This is a genomic window from Devosia sp. Soil_C_22 (assembly GCF_057657195.1).
The window spans coordinates 2,548,451-2,566,019 of record NZ_JBDGIY010000001.1 but is presented as its reverse complement, the minus strand read 5'-3'; the positions used below and the strand labels follow the sequence as shown (position 1 = coordinate 2,566,019).

At 65.9% G+C, this 17,569-nt stretch carries 18 protein-coding genes; 4 read left to right on the top strand and 14 right to left on the bottom strand.

Features of this window, described 5'->3' with window-relative positions:
- Positions 1–94: 94 nt before the first annotated feature.
- Both AC3A6I_RS12445 and AC3A6I_RS12440 read right to left on the bottom strand, forming a co-directional pair.
- Positions 95–1,984, bottom strand: a complete 1,890-nt coding sequence (locus AC3A6I_RS12445; protein WP_487544033.1) for a hypothetical protein — start codon at positions 1,982–1,984, stop codon at positions 95–97.
- A gap of 157 nt (positions 1,985–2,141) precedes the next feature.
- Positions 2,142–2,474: a hypothetical protein gene (locus AC3A6I_RS12440; protein ID WP_487544032.1), complete on the bottom strand. Its 333-nt coding sequence runs from the start codon at positions 2,472–2,474 to the stop codon at positions 2,142–2,144.
- Positions 2,475–2,603: 129 nt separating this feature from the next.
- On the opposite strand from AC3A6I_RS12440, the gene AC3A6I_RS12435 reads away from it, so the two are divergent.
- From AC3A6I_RS12435 to pip, 3 genes are all read left to right on the top strand, one after another.
- The gene (locus AC3A6I_RS12435; RefSeq protein WP_487544031.1) at positions 2,604–3,029 is read left to right on the top strand and encodes a DUF4864 domain-containing protein; all 426 of its coding nucleotides are present in this window, start codon (positions 2,604–2,606) and stop codon (positions 3,027–3,029) included.
- A gap of 78 nt (positions 3,030–3,107) precedes the next feature.
- Entirely contained in the window at positions 3,108–4,310 is a 1,203-nt protein-coding gene (locus AC3A6I_RS12430; RefSeq protein WP_487544030.1) for a pyridoxal phosphate-dependent aminotransferase, read from the top strand.
- Positions 4,310–5,266: a prolyl aminopeptidase gene (pip, locus tag AC3A6I_RS12425; RefSeq protein ID WP_487544029.1), complete on the top strand. Its 957-nt coding sequence runs from the start codon at positions 4,310–4,312 to the stop codon at positions 5,264–5,266. The genes AC3A6I_RS12430 and pip overlap by 1 nt, the downstream gene beginning before the upstream one ends.
- A gap of 60 nt (positions 5,267–5,326) precedes the next feature.
- On the opposite strand, the gene AC3A6I_RS12420 is transcribed toward pip, so the two are convergent.
- The 8 genes from AC3A6I_RS12420 to AC3A6I_RS12385 all read right to left on the bottom strand — a co-directional run bounded on the left by AC3A6I_RS12420 (position 5,327) and on the right by AC3A6I_RS12385 (position 12,879).
- A complete protein-coding gene (locus tag AC3A6I_RS12420; RefSeq protein ID WP_487544028.1) occupies positions 5,327–6,421 on the bottom strand; it encodes a hypothetical protein in 1,095 nt (364 codons plus the stop codon).
- 1,045 nt (positions 6,422–7,466) lie between these two features.
- On the bottom strand, positions 7,467–8,450 hold the full coding sequence (locus tag AC3A6I_RS12415) for a magnesium transporter CorA family protein (protein WP_487544027.1): 984 nt from the start codon (positions 8,448–8,450) through the stop codon (positions 7,467–7,469).
- Positions 8,451–8,627: 177 nt separating this feature from the next.
- Positions 8,628–9,122 carry a hypothetical protein gene (locus AC3A6I_RS12410; protein ID WP_487544026.1) on the bottom strand — a complete coding sequence of 165 codons (495 nt, stop codon included), beginning with the start codon at positions 9,120–9,122 and terminating at the stop codon, positions 8,628–8,630.
- A gap of 158 nt (positions 9,123–9,280) precedes the next feature.
- A complete protein-coding gene (locus AC3A6I_RS12405) occupies positions 9,281–9,772 on the bottom strand; it encodes a YciE/YciF ferroxidase family protein (RefSeq protein ID WP_487544025.1) in 492 nt (163 codons plus the stop codon).
- Between the two features lie 104 nt (positions 9,773–9,876).
- On the bottom strand, positions 9,877–10,770 hold the full coding sequence (locus tag AC3A6I_RS12400) for a LysR family transcriptional regulator (protein WP_487544024.1): 894 nt from the start codon (positions 10,768–10,770) through the stop codon (positions 9,877–9,879).
- 3 nt (positions 10,771–10,773) lie between these two features.
- Positions 10,774–11,724, bottom strand: coding sequence for a thioredoxin-disulfide reductase (gene trxB / locus AC3A6I_RS12395; RefSeq protein ID WP_487544023.1), 951 nt, complete (start codon positions 11,722–11,724; stop codon positions 10,774–10,776).
- 187 nt (positions 11,725–11,911) lie between these two features.
- The gene (gene greA, locus AC3A6I_RS12390) at positions 11,912–12,385 is read right to left on the bottom strand and encodes a transcription elongation factor GreA (RefSeq protein WP_487544022.1); all 474 of its coding nucleotides are present in this window, start codon (positions 12,383–12,385) and stop codon (positions 11,912–11,914) included.
- Between the two features lie 281 nt (positions 12,386–12,666).
- Positions 12,667–12,879: a cold-shock protein gene (locus AC3A6I_RS12385; RefSeq protein WP_487544021.1), complete on the bottom strand. Its 213-nt coding sequence runs from the start codon at positions 12,877–12,879 to the stop codon at positions 12,667–12,669.
- A gap of 439 nt (positions 12,880–13,318) precedes the next feature.
- Here AC3A6I_RS12385 and AC3A6I_RS12380 point away from each other — a divergent pair, with 439 nt between their 5' ends.
- Positions 13,319–14,236 carry a class I SAM-dependent DNA methyltransferase gene (locus tag AC3A6I_RS12380; protein WP_487544020.1) on the top strand — a complete coding sequence of 306 codons (918 nt, stop codon included), beginning with the start codon at positions 13,319–13,321 and terminating at the stop codon, positions 14,234–14,236.
- On the opposite strand, the gene AC3A6I_RS12375 is transcribed toward AC3A6I_RS12380, so the two are convergent.
- The 4 genes from AC3A6I_RS12375 to catB all read right to left on the bottom strand — a co-directional run bounded on the left by AC3A6I_RS12375 (position 14,233) and on the right by catB (position 17,439).
- Entirely contained in the window at positions 14,233–14,589 is a 357-nt protein-coding gene (locus AC3A6I_RS12375; RefSeq protein WP_487544019.1) for an iron chaperone, read from the bottom strand. The genes AC3A6I_RS12380 and AC3A6I_RS12375 overlap by 4 nt on opposite strands.
- A 2-nt stretch (positions 14,590–14,591) precedes the next feature.
- Positions 14,592–15,446, bottom strand: a complete 855-nt coding sequence (locus AC3A6I_RS12370; protein WP_487544018.1) for a DMT family transporter — start codon at positions 15,444–15,446, stop codon at positions 14,592–14,594.
- A 63-nt stretch (positions 15,447–15,509) separates the two neighbouring features.
- Positions 15,510–16,685: a tetratricopeptide repeat protein gene (locus tag AC3A6I_RS12365; protein ID WP_487544017.1), complete on the bottom strand. Its 1,176-nt coding sequence runs from the start codon at positions 16,683–16,685 to the stop codon at positions 15,510–15,512.
- A 124-nt stretch (positions 16,686–16,809) separates the two neighbouring features.
- A complete protein-coding gene (gene catB, locus AC3A6I_RS12360; RefSeq protein WP_487544016.1) occupies positions 16,810–17,439 on the bottom strand; it encodes a type B chloramphenicol O-acetyltransferase in 630 nt (209 codons plus the stop codon).
- Positions 17,440–17,569 lie beyond the last annotated feature (130 nt).

Here is a 17,569-nt window from a genome sequence, read left to right as displayed (position 1 = left end):
TAGCTCCGCTAGTTCGCTGCGCTCACAAGCTGCGCTTGCTTCCCCCATCTAGGGGGAGGTGAAGAGCGGGCTGTCGCCCGCCCTGCGTGGCGACTTAGTTCGTGGCTGGGGCCTTGAGGTCGCGCTTCTGGTCCTGGACCGTGCCGGCGCCATCGACGAGGGGCAGGGTGACCGGCTCGCCACTGGCTTCGGCGGTGACGGTGATCTTGCCGGCGAGGACGGTGGGGTTGGTCTCGATGGCGGCGAGATCGGCGAGGCCGATGCCGGCTTCGTCGTTGGCCGTGATGGTCATGGTCAGGTTCGACGAACCCTGCAGGAACAGGCCGAGCTGCTGGGCGGCGGTGAGCGCCTCGGTAGAATTGCCGAGGAAGGCCATGGTCATGCCCTGGGCCATGCCGGCGATGGCGGTGCGGAACGATTCCTCGGTCTGGCCGGCATCCTTGGCGCCAGCGGCAACGAGGAAGGAGCCGATGCCGCGATCCTCGATGTTGATGGTGACGTCCTTGAGGGTCATTAGCATGGCGGCCTGCATGGCCTCGTCGGTATTGTCCGAGAACAAGGCCTCGCCGGCATTGCCGAAGGTGCCCGAGAAGTTCACCTGGCCGAGCTGGCCGAGGTCGATCAGCACGTCGCTGACCTCGATGGTCGAGGTGGCGGAGTCCCAGGCGAGATCGGTGCCGAGCGAGATGTCGAGCGAGGTGATGCCACGGGCCTTGAGCTCGGCGACCGGAACGTCCTTCATGTCCTCGGTGATCGGGACGACGAGGTTGGCGAGCTTGAGCGCGATGTCGGCCGGGATGCCGTTGATGTAGTTGCCGAGCGTCGCGTCGAACGCGCCCAGGGATGCCACGCTGCGCTGGCTGGGCATTTCGGGGTTGGGCACATCGATGTCGAGGCCGGCGAGTGAGAAGCCGTCCATCACCGGGATGAGCTTGCGCCAGTTGGCGGCAAAGAAGGCCTCGTCCATGGTGGCGGCCGATTCGAGGACCTCGATGGCGGTCGAGAAGTCCATCTTCTTCCAGGTGAAGTTGCCCAGGTTGACGTGGCCGCCCTGGTCGCCGGTGATATCGATGACGAGGTCGCTGAGGCCGAACTGCGGGTAGATGGCGGGCTCGAAGCCATCGATCGACATGAGGCCGGCATTGATGGTCATGGGCTGACCCTTGTCGTCCTTGCCCGAGCAGGAGAAGCCGTCAAAGCTCATCGGCGTGCTCGAGAAGGCGGTCAGCAGGTCGGTGTAGAACAGCACCAGCTGCCTGATCTTTTCGGGCTCGAGCGGCGTGCCGGCGGTCTGCGCCGCTTCGGCCTCGAGGATCAGCGACTGGATCTCACCGATATTGCTGCGTAGCGGGCGGGCGCTGAAGCCGGCGGCTTCGGCGGCGCCGATGGTGCAGCTGAACACGTCGCCGCCGGCGAGGGTGCCGCCGGCGAAGGTCAGATCGGCGTAGACCTGCTTCAGCTCATCGGTCGGCTCGGCCGGGGTGGTAAAACCGTAAAAGCCGAGCAGGCCGCCAATGTCGAACTGCCTGGCTGACATTTCTCCGAAGGTGCCGGTGAAGAGCTCGGCGCCCGACATCTCGGTGCTGGCGACGGCGGCGCTCTGGGCGACGCCGTCGACGACGTCGGTCAGGACGATGTCACGGTAGGTATAGGTGATCGCGGCGGCATTGCTGCCCTCGACGGCGGAGCTGACGGTGATCTCGGGGATGGTGACCGATTTGGCGTCGAGCCCGGCGAGCTTGTCCCAGGCGCCGGCGGCACCCTGGAAGATGATGCGGATGTCGGCCTCGACGAGGTTGCCGTCGACGATCTCGATCGAGGGGATGGTGACCTTGTAGAGCTGGGCATCGCCACCGGTCAGGTCGGTGACCGTGAGGGTTTCGGCGAGGGCGCCGGTCGCGGCAAGGCCGGTAAGGACTGTGCCAAGCAGAACGGCCCGCAGCGGGCGCAGGCGGCTGAGCGGGGCAAGATCGGTACGGGTCATGTCATATCCTCAGTAGCGATGTTGATTGGACGCCGCGCGGAACTCGATGCTTTGGGCAAGAGTCGCTGCGGCGTTGCCCGGCGGAGCGAGCAGCCAGCGCTTACTTAGGATATCGCAACTAACGGGAAGATGAACGAAACTTAGCAAGCTGTGAGGTTCAGCCTTCACCCTGGCCCGGCTTCCAGGCGGACAGCGCGTTCACCCGCGGGGCGGAAGTCCTGGCGATACCGTTGTTGAGCGTAGCCCGCACGGTTTCGGCCATGATGGCGAGGAGCAGAGCACAGAGCGGCACGAAGAGCAGCACGACGCCGGTATCGACCTGCTGGGCGCCGAAGAGCAGGCTCTGCGGCACGAGCCCGAGCAGCAGGGCCACACCGGCGCCGACGAAGGTCAGCGAGAAGGAGATGGCGGCGGCAACGGACAGCGGGTTGGCGAACAGGCGACGCAGATGGCGGCTGCGGGCTGGCTGAGGCAGGCGGGTCGGGGACATACGGCTACTCGCAACGATCACAACGGGTTGAGATGAGCGCGATAATGCGGGGTTGTTTCGTTGCTGATGCGGTGAGCCCCGGACGATTTGATGGCGATGGTGTGGCGGGGCTGTGGAGGAGAGACGAGAATGGCGAGGGTTTTGAACGGGTTGCGGGTGCTGGTTGCGATGCTGATTCTGGCGATGCCGGGATCGGCCCTGGCACAGGAGGACGCGCCGTGGCAGGCGACGATCACCGGGCAGATCGAGGCGTTTCGAGCCCATGATGCGCCGGGCGCGTTCGGCTATGCGAGCGCGCCATTCCACGAGCGGTTCGGCTCGGCCGAGGCGTTCTTCCTCGCCATCGTCGGCATGGGCTACGCGCCGATCATGGAGTCGCGCTCGCACAGCTTCGGGACCTTCGAGAAGGGACCGGACGGCTCGGTGGCGCAGCAGGTGGAGCTGATCGGCAATGACCAGGGGCTCTATGGCGCGGTGTATCAGTTGATCGAGGAGCCGGCGGGCTGGCGAGTGACGGGGGTGCAACTGATCAAGCGGCCGGGGCTCGGGGTCTGAGCCGATCACCAACTGCGTAGTTGTGTTGCGGGACGCCAGCATCTAGACCTCTTCGGCCATTTTTCCGAGGAGATGATCGTGGCTTTCCTGTCCGACGCGCTCAACCGTATCCAGCCTTCCGCCACTGTCGCGATTTCGCGCAAGGCGGCCGATATGGCGCGCGAGGGCAAAGATGTCATCTCGCTGGCGGCGGGCGAGCCGGATTTCGACACGCCCGAGCATGTGCGTGAAGCCGCCATCCGCGCGATCAATTCGGGCAAGACGCACTACACCAATGTCGACGGCATTCCGGAGCTGAAGGAGGCGGTGGCCGCTAAGTTCCGGCGCGACAACGGGCTCGACGTAGAGGCCGCGGATTGCTTCGTGGCTTCGGGCGGAAAGCAGATTCTATTCAACGCGCTGATGGCGACGCTTAATCCGGGCGATGAAGTCGTGGTGCCGGTGCCGTACTGGGTGAGCTACCCCGAGATCGTGCGGCTCTGCGATGCCACGCCGGTATTCGCAGTGGCGGATGCCTCGACCGGGTTCAAGCTTGTTCCGGAAGCGCTGGAAGCGGCGATCACGCCCAAGACCAAGTGGCTGATCCTCAACACGCCGTCCAACCCGTCGGGCGCGGCCTATACGGCTGGCGAACTGCGGGCGCTGGCCGACGTGCTGCTGCGGCACCCGCAGGTGCATATCCTCACCGACGATATCTACGAGGTGCTGGTCTACGACGGCGGCACGTTCGCGACGATTGCCGGAGTGGAGCCGAAGCTGAGGGAACGGACGCTGACGCTGAACGGTGTGTCGAAGTCGCACGCGATGACCGGCTGGCGCATCGGCTACTGCACGGGCCCGCGGCCGCTGCTGGCGGCGATGCTGAAGCTGCAGAGCCAATCGACCACCAATCCGTCCTCGATCTCGCAATATGCGGCGCTCGAGGCGCTGAACGGGCCGCAGGGGTTCCTGAAGGACTGGCGTGACATCTTCCAGGGGCGGCGCGATCTCGTCGTCAACGGGCTGAACGCCAATACCGGGATCGACTGCCTGTCGCCGGAGGGGGCGTTCTACGTGTTCCCGTCGGTGCAGCGGCTGCTCGGCAAGACCTCGAGTGGCGGCCGGGCGCTCACGACCGACACGGAGCTGGTGATGGCGCTGCTCGAGGAGACCGGGGTGGCGCTGGTGCCGGGCACGGCGTTCGGGCTGCCGGGGCACATGCGGCTCAGCTACGCGGCGGCGAACAGCCAGCTCGAGGATGCGGTCAGCCGTATCCAGGATTTCTGCGCCAAAATCGGCTGATGGGGTACCCCGTCGGCGAGCCAAGCAGGACTGGCTGGCTCGCGGTCGGGGACGGGCACGAGCTCTATTGGGAAGAGGCGGGCAATCCGGAGGGGCTGCCCGCCTTGATTTTGCATGGCGGGCCGGGGTCGGGGCTTTCGGCGTCGGCGCGGCAATTCTTCGATCCCGAGCGCTACCGGATCATCGGGTTCGATCAGCGCAACGCCGGCAGGAGCACGCCGAATGCGGCGGAGCCGGATGTCGACCTTTCGGCCAACAGCACGGCGCACCTGGTGGCCGATATCGAGCGACTGCGGGAATTCTTCGGGGTTACCCGCTGGGTGATCTATGGCGGGTCGTGGGGAACGACGCTGGGGCTCGCCTATGCCGAGGCGTATCCGGCGCGGGTGAGAGCCATGGTGTTCGCCGGGGTGACGACGACGCGGAGCGAGATCGACTGGCTGTATCGCCGGATGGCGCCGCTTTATCCGGTCGAGTGGGAGCGGTTCCGGGCCGGAGTGCCGGTCGGGACGCCCGAGGACGGGATGGTCGCGGCGTATAACGAGCTGATGTTCGACGCCGATCCGGCGGTGCGGGACAAGGCGGCGCGGGATTTCCACGACTGGGACAATGCGGCGGTGTCGGTGACGGCGCAGGCTGGCCGGCCTTCGGATCGGGCGGATCCAGCGCGGATGCTGGCGCGCGGGCGGATCGTGACGCATTTCTTCCGGCATGCCGCATGGCTGGAGGAGGGGGCGCTACTGGCCGGGGCCGGAGCGCTGAAGGGGATTCCGGGCGTGCTGGTACAGGGGCGGCTCGACCTGCAGGGGCCGCTGGTGACGGCGTGGGAGCTGGCGCGGGCTTGGCCGGATGCGCGGCTGGTGGTGATCGACGGGGCGGGGCATTCCACCGGCGACGGCGGGATGCCCGAGGCCATCGTTGCGGCGCTGGATGGGTTTGCGGGCGAGCCGAACTGAGAGAGACGGCCCCCTCCCGGCCTCCCCCACAAGGGGGGAGGTGAAGAGCGGCTTCGCCGCCTAGAGGTAATCGAGGATGCTCATGCCCGAGCCGCCCGAGCTGCTGCCGCCGAAGACCGAGGTGCCGGTGGCGGAGCCGAGCATGGAGCTGAGCTTCACGGCCGACTGGTAGTTGGCGACGGCAGCGGAATAGAGGTTATCGGACCAGCCGGCGGCGGCGCGTTCTTCGGGGCTCATGGCGCCATAGAGCGAGATGACGTTCTGGGCGAAGGCGCCGGGGTCGGTCGAGGTGCCCGAGGCCTTGAGGGTCTGGAGCAGGGCGCTGGCGGAGCGGGTGCGCATCTCGTTGGAGGCGGCGCGCACCTCGGACACATCGAACTGGCCGCCCGAGTTGAGGGCGACGGCGGCGAGCGAGCGGCTGTCGAACTGGGAATAGTCCGGCTTGGTGTTGCCGTTTTCCTTGTATTGCGCGTCGAGCGTGGTGCGGGCGTCCGACGCCACGTCGCCGATGTCGCGGAGCTCGCCGGTCTCGCCCTTGGCGAGGCGCTGCATGTAGGTGTCGACCGGATCGTTGGCGACGGCGCCGGGCAGGGTGGACGGGTCGGCGGCCAGCTTCTTGACCATTTCGGCGAGGGCGGCGCGCTGATCGGCCCAGGCGGCGGTGGCCTTCTCCTCTGGGCCCATGGCGTCGAAATAGGCGAGGGCGGCGTCGTAAAGTCCCTTGAGACTGCCGGTGACGCGGCCGACGGCGGTGGGGCCGGCGAGAGCCTGGTCGAAGCGGTTCTGCAGCTCGATGGCGGCGGCCTTCTGCTCATCGACGGTGAAGGCCTGGTTGGAATTGATGCTCATCGCGTAGAGCTCGCGGCGGTCGACCTTGCTGAGATCGAGGGCGAGGACGCCGTCCTTGAACGGACTGGTGAGCTTGGCGTCGGCGAGCAGCTTGTCGAGGGTGGCGCGGGCGTCGGTGGTGACGGTGGCGAAATCCTTCTCGGCGAGGGCGGTCTTGGCGGCGTCGGACAGCGTGACGCTGGTCGCGTTCGCGTCGGAAGGGCTAGTCGCGGTGGCAGCGGTCGCGGCAGGCTGGGACGAGCGCTGCACATTGGCGATGATCTGAGCGTAGCTCGGGGTGTAGCCGACAGGGCTGGTGCTGGTCATGGTGCCTCGCGCGCGTGCGTCACTTGAGGGGATGCATGGCGCGTGCCAGCGGAGGAGCCCGGAATTGCTGGGTTGGCTGGGGTGGCGCCGTTGCCGGTCGGCAGGAAATGCCGGGCAGCCGCAGCGTGCGGGCAAACAAAAAGGCCCCGCTCGAGGGGATGAGCGGGGCCCAGAGGCCGGCTCGCCGAAGCGGGCGACCCATCAAGAGGCGACCGGGAGGAGGTGGTCGCGATCTCGTTATCCGCACTATCCACGGGCACCGCGCGCCGAACAAACGCGAAGTCGGAACGCCAGCCATGCGCCGGACGCGGGAGAGATTTTGGCGATCGCACGGGGAAGGGTGACGGGCGACGACGGCGCGGCGCAGAAGCGGCAAAGATCTGAAGATAAAAAAAGAGGCTCCATCCGAAGATGGAGCCAAATGACTAGGACCGAAGTCCAATCGAAAGTGGTGGCAAATGGACGAGGGAGGAGGATACGCCATTTGCCGGTGGTTCCAAGTCGAGGGAGGAGGATACGACTTCGAACCGGGTGTCGCAGAGCAGGACCGAGGGAGGAGGATACGGTGCGGCTCACATCGACACCGACAATATGCACTTTGACCGTTTGGTCCACAATGCAGAGCTTGGTATGTCAGCCATGCATTTCCCGCAATGATAGGTCAGGCGTGCTGACATGACGTTTGGTGTCAGATGAAGGACGCATGAACGCTTCGCCGGCACAATAACTGCGGAAAAAACAAGGCCCCGCTCGAGGGGAGAGCGGGGCCGGAGTGCAGCCATTGCTGACTGCAAGGAGGAACAAACAACAGGCGCGAGGAGGAGGAGGGAGAAGCGCCCGGTGCTGTCGAGCGGGGATATAGGGTTGGAGTGCTGACCCATCAACCTGAACATTCGTATGCTAGCCATGCGACTAGTGCATACCTGCTAAGACGATGATTTTGATCGTGATTTCGCTTCCAGATGACACTCGCGCAAACGTGTGCGTGCGACAAAAGCGCTGATTTTCCAAGCGCTTAATACGAATGTCGTATGCGAATCCGGTGCTAGAGCCAGCCACTGCGCTTGAAGAAGAGGTAGGGCAGCAGCGCCGACAGAACCATCAGCCCCAGCGCAAATGGATAGCCGAAGGGCCAATCCAGCTCGGGCATGAAGTGGAAGTTCATGCCGTAGACCGAGGCAACGAGGGTGGGCGGCAGGAACACCACGGCGGCGACCGAGAAAATCTTGATGATCTGGTTCTGCTCGAGGTTGATCAGACCCAGCGTGGCGTCGAGGAGGAAGGTGATCTTGTCGGCGAGGAAGGTGGCGTGGTCGCTGAGCGCAACGGCATCGCGCTGCAGGTTCTTCATGCCCTGACGGAGCTCCTTGACCTCCTTGGGCGCGCCGGTCTCGCCGGTCTGGTGGAAAGTGACCAGCCGCATGATGGAGACGAGGCTTTCGCGGGCGAGGGTGAGGGTGTCGCCCTTCTTGCCGATGCGCTCAATGAGGCCCTGCAGGTCCCGGGTCTTGCGGGTGGGCTTGGTGGCCTTGTTGCCGAACACTTCGCGCGAGATCTGGTCGATGTCGTCGCCGGTGGTTTCGAGCAGCTGGGCGAGGCGATCGATGAACGATTCGAGCAGGCCGATCATCACGCGCTCGCCGGTCTGGTAGCCGGTGGGGCGAGAGACGAGGCGCTCGAACAGCCGGAACGGCTTGGGGTCGGCGTAGCGGACGGTGACGAGCTGGTTGTTGCGCAGCACGAAGGTGATCGGTGTCTTGACCGGCTGGTCGCCGTCGGTGTCGACGAGCGCGGTGATGGTCATGAACTCCGCGCCTTCCTCGTTGTAGAGGCGGGCGGAGGGCTCGATGTCCTGCATCTCGCGACGGGTGGGGATGTCGATGCCGAGGCAGGCTTCGACGAACTTGTCTTCCTCGCGCGAAGGATCGGTCAGGCTGTACCAGACGGCCTCGGGCAGCGGAGTGACGGCGTTTGGATCGAAATCGGTGGGGACCAGGCGGTCGCCCTCGCGGATATAGGCGCGCAGCATGACGGGCTCCTTGAGATAGCCACGCCGGCGCGCCGTGCCCCTAGCGGGTCAGAGCGCCGGCAAGATCGAAGATCGACTTCGACTGTCGGGGTTCATTGGTTGTCCTTTGCGCCGGGATGGCGTCGTGACGCCCGCGAGATGCGCCTTCCGGCGCAGCGCGTCAAGGCCGGTCTGGGCTCAGTCGAGGAAGGCGGTGGCGAGCGTGGTGCGCAGGTCGCTGTCAGTGGCATAGCCAATGTCGTCGATGCGCCAGATGCGGCCAATCGGAGCAGGCTCGTCGATGAGCTTGAGCTTTAGCGTATCGGTGAAGTTGGCGTCGGGGTAGGCAGCGAAGCTGTAGGCGATGGGAACGGTGGCCTCGTCCATCATGAAGGTGACTTCGCCCGGGGCGCAGCGATCAGCGTAGTCGGGGTATGCCTGCCACGGAATGCCGTCGCCGAGCGGCGGTTTCTCGTCGGGGCGGGCCCTGGCGATGACGGCGTTTTGCGCTTCGGCGTCGGCAATGGCGGAGGTGAGGGCATCCGAGAGCAGGGCGTTGACCGGGGCCATGTCATTGCCGGTGCGGCCGGCGCAGAAGATCTCGCCGATCTGCCGGGGCGTCAGGGCGGTCGGTTGCGCCAAGGCGGGCACGGCAGCGAGGAGAGCGGTGACAGTGAAGGCAATACGCAGCATGAAATCCCCCGGAATATCACGAGAGCTTCTAGCGGCGGCGACTGAACTGCTGATGAACGGCCCGGGAGCGGCCGCGTTCAAGGGTGATGAAGCCGCCGCGACAGGAAGACGCCCCCGAGAGTTTCGGGGGCGTGGCAGGTGACGACATGTGATGCAGATCAAGCGGCCATGCGGTTGCTGTCGGCCTCGGCGACCTGGGTTAGCTTCTTGTCGGTCGCCTCTTCCTCCTTGAGAGTGGCGTCGAGCAGGGTGACGGCATCCTGCCGGCCGAGCAGCCTGGCCCAGCTCTTCAGCGTGCCGTAGCGGGCGATCTCGTAGTGCTCGACTGCCTGGGCGGCCGAGATCAGACCGGCATCGAGCGCCGGGGTGCCCTTGAACTCGTCCATGATCGACTTGCCTTCCTCGATGATGCCGAGGATAGCGTCGCAGGTCTTGCCGCGGGCGGGCTTGTCGAGCATCTCGAAAATTTGCTCGAGGCGATCGACGTGGCCTTCGGTCTCTTCGAGGTGCTGCTCAAAGCCGGCCTTGAGCTGAGGCGACTGGGCCGCCTTGGCCATCTTGGGCAGCGTCTTGATGATCTGTTTCTCGGCGTAATAGATGTCCTTGAGAGTATCAAGGAACAGGTCGTCGAGGGTCTTTTCGGTAGCCATTTCGCACCTCTGTGATTGGGCAAGTGGGCGCGCTTGCGCCTCGTTGGCCAAATCTCGGTGCGCGGAGTTGGTTCCGATGCTGCAGGAGAGCCGTCAGGCGAGGGCTAGAACTGCCACTCGCGAGCCTTGCCGACGAGGAAGTCGCGGAACACCCCGACGCGCTTGGAATTCTTCAGCGCCGGCGGATACACGAAATACGCCTCGTAGGCGGGCAGTTCGATGCCCGACAGCACGCGGGTGAGGGTGGGCTCGTTCTCGGTGACATAGTCGGGCAGCATGGCGATGCCGATGCCGGCGCGGGCGGCCTGCATCATGCCGTAGATGGCGTTGACCTTCATGGCGGCGCGGCGCGGCGAGGAGTCGGGGCGGCCGAGACGCTCGAGATAGTTGATGTCGCCGAGATAGGACGGAACCGGCTCGCCGAAGGAGATGACGCGGTGGGCGTCCAGTTCCTCGACGTTCGCGGGCTCGCCGAATTCCTGCACGTAGGACTGCGATGCGTAGAAGTGGTTGTGCACCGTGAACAGCTTGCGCTGGATCATTTCCGACTGGTTCGGGCGGTGCAGGCGGATGGCGACGTCGGCCTCGCGCATGGCGAGATCGAGCTCGGCGTCGTTGAGCTTAATCTCGATCTGGATTTCCGGATAAAGGATCAGGAACTCGTGGATGCGCGAGCTCAGCCAGGTCGAGCCGATGCCCACCGTGGTGGTGACGAGCAGGGGACCGGTCGGCACCTCCTGGCTCTCGGACATCTGGGTTTCGACCTGCTGCAGCTCCCAGTGCATGCGGTGCGCGGTGCGGAAGAGCTGTTCGCCGACCTCGGTGAGGACCAGCCCGCGGGCGTGCCGGATGAACAGCTTCAGCCCGAGGTCTTCCTCGAGGGCGGAAATCTGCCGGGAAACCGCGGACTGGCTCATGTTCAGCCGCTCGGCGGCGTGCGTGAAGGACCCGGATTCGGCGGCTGTGTGAAAGATGCGCAGCTTGTCCCAATCCAGCATCGGCTATTCCGCAGCTTCCGCCAGTTCGAGCGAGGCGAGATACTCTTCCGCATCCAGCGCGGCCATGCAACCCATACCCGCGGCCGTGACTGCCTGACGGTAAACGTCGTCCGTAACATCGCCGGCAGCGAACACGCCTGGGATATTGGTCGAGGTGCCGCCCGGGATGACCTTCAGATAACCGCCGGGCTTCATGTCGAGCTTGCCGGAGAAGATCGAGGTCGCCGGGGCATGGCCGATGGCGATGAACACGCCGTCGACATTCTTCTCGGTGACGTGGCCGGTCCTGGTGTCGCGGATCTTCACGCCCTTGACCGAGCGGGGCATGTCGTCGCCGAACACTTCCTCGACTTCGGCGTTCCAGATCACCTCGACCTTGGGGTTCTTGAACAGGCGCTCCTGCAGGATGCGCTCGGCCCGGAACTCGCCACGACGGTGAACCACCGTGACCTTACTGGCGAAGTTGGTGAGGAACAGCGCTTCCTCGACGGCGGTATTGCCGCCCCCGACCACGACCACTTCCTTGCCACGGTAGAAGAAGCCGTCGCACGTGGCGCAGGCGGAAACGCCGAAGCCCTGGAACTTTTCCTCACTATCGAGCCCAAGCCACTTGGCCTGGGCGCCGGTGGCGATGATGACGCTGTCGGCGGTGTAGCGGGTGCCACTGTCGCCGACCAGTACAAAGGGGCGCTTGTCGAAATCGACCTCGACGATGATATCGTTGATCATCCTGGTGCCGACATGCTCGGCCTGCGCCTTCATCTGCTCCATGAGCCAGGGGCCCTGGATGACGTCGGCGAAGCCAGGATAATTCTCGACATCGGTGGTGATGGTGAGTTGGCCGCCCGGCTGCAGGCCGGCGATCATCACCGGCTCGAGCATGGCGCGAGCTGCGTAAATGGCGGCCGTATAGCCGGCCGGACCGGATCCGATGATGACGACCTTAGCGTGCATCTTGCGCTCCAATGCGCTGAAACTACAGCATTCTGACCCGGCGCACGATGCCCTCACGCGCGCTTCCTAAAATAGGAGGTTCGGCACGCGCGTTTCAAGGTCGCGCCATCGTTGATCGACGATGGAGCAGGCCGGTGCGGCGAGAAGTCCACAGCTAACGCGCCGGACACCCCCCGGGCGCGCCCGGTCAGACGAACTTCACTTCGAGAATTTCGTACGTCTTGGCCCCGCCCGGGGCGGTGACCTCGACCGAATCGCCCGGCTCCTTGCCGATCATGGCGCGGGCGATGGGCGAGGAGATCGAGATGCGGCCCTGGCTCAGATCGGCCTCGGCGTCGCCGACGATCTGGTAGGATTTTTCGGCTTCTGTATCCTCGTCGACGAGCTTCACGGTGGCGCCGAACTTGATGGTCGAGCCGGTGAGCTTGGTGACGTCGATGATCTCGGCGAGGGCGAGCAGCGCCTCGAGTTCCTTGATGCGGCCTTCGTTGAGGCTCTGCTGTTCCTTGGCCGCATGATACTCGGCATTTTCCGACAGGTCGCCATGGGCGCGCGCCTCGGAAATGTCGGCGATGATCTTCGGCCGGTCCTCGGCCGTGCGGCGGCGGTATTCCTCCGACAGGGTCTTGTGCCCCTCAGGTGTCATCGGAATCTTGTCCATGGCCGTCTCCAAGTCACAGAATGGCTCCACCCTGCCAAAGTCTCTCGGCGTCGTTCATGCCTGACTTGAGGGGGGAAGCGTAGGGGTAAACTGCCTTCGACGAAGGCTTCGGTCAAGCGCGGCTAAAGAGCGCTCGCGCGGTAGTGGATATTGTAGGGATCGGCCGATTGGTCAAGGGCTGGGTGGAGGGCGCCGGCGAGTCCAATGCCGATGACAGCGGTGCGCAGATGACGAAGGCGCGGCCGGTGGCCGCGCCTCCGCATCATCACGATGAAAGATGGTCAGGAAGCCGGGGTCAGGTTGTCGGCCGCGTTCTTGCCGGTCCGCTTGTCCTTGACGATCTCGTAGCTGACCTTCTGCCCCTCATCGAGGCCGGACAACCCGGACCGCTGAACCGCGGAGATATGCACGAACACATCAGCCCCACCCTCGTCGGGCTGAATGAAGCCGTAGCCTTTCTGGCCGTTGAACCATTTCACAGTGCCGGTAGCCATTAGTAGTCCCTTTCGCAGTCTGCCGTGGCGGTTCCCACCCCAATAGGAACCTCAGCCAATCGAATTCTTGGAATGAACCTCAGCAGGCGCGTAACGCCAGGCACGAAGTGTAGGCCGCAGTATTCGACTATTAACTTCTAGCCGGAAATTTTCCGCCTATCAATACGGAGACGCGCAAGCGAATACGCCCGGCGTGCTGCTGCACGTCGGGGGGACAGTCGATCCGGCGAAGTAATCCTCGCGCACCGGGAGTGGGGCACGCCGAGGCAGCGGAATCAGGCGGTTTGACGCCCTAGAGTGATGGTCACGTACGGCCACCACACTTAGCGCAGTCTATGCTTCTCCAATGTGACAGCAAAGTGGTCTTTGTGCCGCGTACCCCCCTTTTCGCAGTCGAGCCGATGCTGTAGATGCCGCGCCGTTCCAGTCCTGGTGCAGCTTGCTTCAAATCCAGTATTCGTCCGGCAATCTGGTTGCCGACCGCCGCGCGTCCTACGCGGCGGCGCTAGCCGATGAACGCGCTCATGCCGATGCAGCCGAGCTGATGCAACAGGCGCTTGAGCTGGTGCCGGAATGGGCCGCCGGCTGGAGCCTGCTGGGCGATTACCGGCAGAAGGCCGGCGACACCGGCGGCGCGATCGCGGCGTGGCGCGAGCTGCTCACCCGGGACCTGAGCGGGATCTTCGGAGCCCGGCTGAAGCTGGCGGCGCACGGGGTGATCCCCGACCTGAGGCCGGCGCCGGAATATGTCGAGGCGCTGTTCGACGACTATGCGCCGCGCTTCGAAACGGCGCTGGTCAAGAAGCTCGGCTATCGCACGCCCGGGCGCATCGCCGCCGCGATCAGTACGGTGATGGCGGCGCGCGGCATCGAGCGCTTCGTGCGGACGATCGACCTCGGGTGCGGCACCGGGTTGATGGGCGAGGAAATCCGGGGCCGGACGGACCGGCTGGACGGGATCGACCTGTCGGGGCGGATGCTGGCCGAGGCGCGGCGCAAGAAGGTCTATGACCGGCTCATCCGGGCCGACCTGATCGCCTTCCTCGGCGCCGAGCAGGAGAGCGCCGACCTCGTCGTCGCGGCCGACGTATTCAACTATGTCGGCGATCTCGAGCCGCCGCTGTCGGGGGCGCGTAAGGTGCTCGGACCCGGCGGACTGGTGGCGTTCTCGCTGGAGACGCATGGCGGGCACGACGCGGTGAAGCTCGCCCAATCGCTGCGCTTCCAGCATTCCGGGCAGCGGGCGCTGGAACTGTGCGCGGCGATGGGGCTGGCCGTGCTGCATGCCGAGGAGATGGTGATCCGGCAGGATCGCGGGCAGGACGTGGCGGGGCTGATCGTGGTGGCGTCGGCCTAGGACGCGGCGATCTCGGCGAGGCGGGCGGCGACCAGCCGCGGGATCAGCTCGAGAGGCAGCGGCTGGTTGTGGAGAAATTTCAGCGTGCCCCTGGCCTCGCGGAAGGGCTCGACCGCCTTGGCGAGCGCGGCGTCTCCGGTCGGGACCGGGTAGATCGAGACATGCTTCTTCCAGCCGGCGAAATAGAGCAGGTAGGTGCCCGACTGGCGGAACGTCGGGATGTTGTAGCTGATCGTCTCCTCGGCCTCGGTCGCGGCGAGGTGGATGGCAGTGCGAAGCTGCTGCAGCCGTTCCTGCACGCCGGGCGGGAAGGTCTCGATATAGGCGTCGATCGAGGTGAAGTGCTGGGTCACGGCTAGCCTGCGGTCCGGGCGCGGCGGCGTTCCGCGCCCTTGAGGGCAATGGCGACGCCGCCGAGGATGCCGACGGAAGCGATGACGAGGCGGGGCGTGAGCGCCTCGCCGATCAGCAGCACGCCGCCGAGCGCGGCGATAGCAGGGACGCTGAGCTGGACGATGGCGGCGGTGGTGCGCTGCAGGCTCGGCAGCGCCGCATACCAGATAGCATAGCCGAGGCCGGAGGCGATGGCGCCAGAGAGCATCGCATAGCCGGCGGCGAGCGGATCGATCCTCGTGGTGGCGAGCGCGGCGATCAGCAGCACGGCGCTGACCGGCAGCAGGCGGACGAAATTGCCCGCCGTATCGACGAGCGGGGCGTGCGAGCCGCGGCCGAGCAGGGTGTAGGCGGCCCAGCACAGGCCGGCGACGACCATCAGCAGCGTGCCGACGGGATGCGGCGCGACGAGCCCGGGCGAGACGAGGAAGGCGAAGGCGACGAGCGCCACGAGCAGGCCGGTCCACTCGAAGGCATCGGGCCGGTCGCCCTTGAAGATGGCCCAGCCGATCATGCCGATCTGCACCGAGGCGAACAGGATCAGCGCGCCAGTGCCGGCGCCGAGGAGGATGTAGGCCACCGAGAAGGCAAAGGCGTAGCCGAACAGGGCGCCAGCCGCGCGCCAGCTGCCGCCGACCGGACTGGTCCGGCCGGTGCGCGCGAGGCCGATGGCGGCGAGGGCGAGGGCGCCGGAGGCGAGCCGGATGCCGGTATAGGACAGGGGCTCCGCGGTGGCGGTGGCAAAGGCCAGGCGGGCGAGGACCGAGTTCGCCGCAAACGCGAACATCGCCAAGGCGGTGATTATGGCGATCCGCACGTCAGTCCCCCCTCCGGTGCTTCGCGGCCAGATTGGACCCAAAGGGGGCGGCGGTCGAGGGGCTCAGTATTGCCCGAGGCGGCGGGGCGCGCGGGGGTCGACGAGGTTGAAGTTGGAGGGGGCGAGGGCGTCGGCTTCGAGCTGGGTGGCAAGGTCGAGGACGGCGGTGGCGTAGGTTTTTTCGGCGTCGGTGCCCTGGCGGAGGACGATGGCGGCGTGCTCGCGGGCCTGCGTGGTATCGCCGGCGCGCGCGAAGTATTCGCCGAGCAGGGCGTGTGCTTCGAGCTTGCCGGCGGTGGCGGCGCGCTGGAGCCAGGCCACGGCCTCGGTAGTGTCGTCGAGGTCGGTCGGCTCGACCAGCAGCTGGCGGCCGAGGAGAAACATGGCGTCGGGGTTGAACTGGGCCGCGGCCTTGCCCAGCCACTCGCGGGCGAGCGGCTTGTTCTCGGCGATGCCGCCGCGGCCGGAGGCGTAGAAGAGGCCGAGCTGGGTCTGGGCCACGGCGTTGCCGGCTTCGGCGGCCTCGCGGTACCAGCGGAAGGCGACGACCGGGTCGGCGGGAACGCCGAGGCCGAGCTCGTAGGCGCGGCCGACATTGGCGATGGCGGCGACGTTGCCGGTGGCCGCGGCCTTTTCGTACCACTCGAGCGCCGCGACGGCATCGGCGCCACTGGAGCCGCGCCGCTCGTAGGCGACGGCGAGGCCGAACATGGCGGGCTTGTAGCCGGCATCGACGGCGGCGCTGTAGAGCGCGATGGCGCGGGCAAGATCGGGTTTGGCGCCGAGGCCGACCAGCAGCATGGTGGCGAGGTTGTTCTGGCCGATCGGATGGCCACCGGCCGCGGCTTTTTCGAGCCAGTAGAGGGCGGTGGGATAATCGGGATCGACGCCCTCGGCCTTCACATAGGCGGTGCCGTAGGCGGTCTCGGCAGGCGGGTAGCCGGCGGCGACGGCCTCGAACATGAGCGGCAGGGCCTCGTCATAGAGCTGATCCTGCATCAGGGTGCGGGCGAGGCGGAATTTTACCTCCGGCGCTTCGGGGGTGGCGGCGAGGGCGGCGCGGCAGGCTGCGATGGCGGGGGCGATGGCGACTTTTCCCCATTCGACGCCGGCGCCGTTGTGGCCCGGCTCCCAGGGGTGGCCGGCATAGTTGTTGCAGAGCTCAGCCGGGCTCGACTGGGCCTGCGCGCCGGACAGCAATGTCAGGGCCAGCAATGGCGCGAAGAACAGCCTAAGCATCGGCAAGCAACCCGGGTCGAGAGGCTGCAAATATCGCAGGCTGAAGTTTCGGTGGCGTTTAAGCCCGCCGGTGGCATTTTACCGTATGGCCGCGGCGGACCGGGCGATCCGCCGCGGCTGCGGTTCAGCCGAGATTGCGCCAGTAGGCGTGGAGGGCGTCGATGTCGGCGCTGCAGAGCAGCGGCATGGCCGCCTTCAGTACGTCGTCGGTCCAGTCCCACCAGGCCACTTCGAGCAGTTGTTCGATCTGAGTGTCGGTGTAGCGCTGGCGGATCGGCTTGGCCGGATTGCCGCCGACGATTGTGTAGGGCTCGACATTCTTCGTCACGAGGGCGCGGGTGCCGATGATGGCGCCGTGGCCGATGGTGACGCCGGGCATGATGATGGCTTCCGAGCCGATCCAGACGTCGTTGCCGATCACCGTGTCGCCGGCCGGGGCATACCCATTGATGGCGCCGGCTTCCGCGTAGTCGGGCGAGAACAGCGCGAACGGAAAGGTGCTGATCCAATCGTGCCGATGACCCTGGTTGCCGGCCATGATGAAGGCGGCGCCCGAGCCGATGGAGCAGAAGCTGCCGACGATCAGGCGATCGACGTCGGTGCGGTTCGGCATCAGGTAGCGGGCGCAGTCATCGAAGCTGTGGCCGTGATAATAGCCGGAATAGTAGCTGTTCCGGCCGACCTGGATGTTGGGATTGGTGACCTGCTGGTCGAGCGGAATGCCCCGGAAAGGGGAGGCGAAATAGTTGGTCATGAAAGCTCTCGCATAGGCGTGCGGCGCCATCTGGGGCGCGAGGCACGGCGATTTCAGGAATGCGCGACTGCGCGCGGCGACCGCTGGGGCGCCGGGTTGAACGTCCTCGCGTCAGGCGCGGGACGGGATG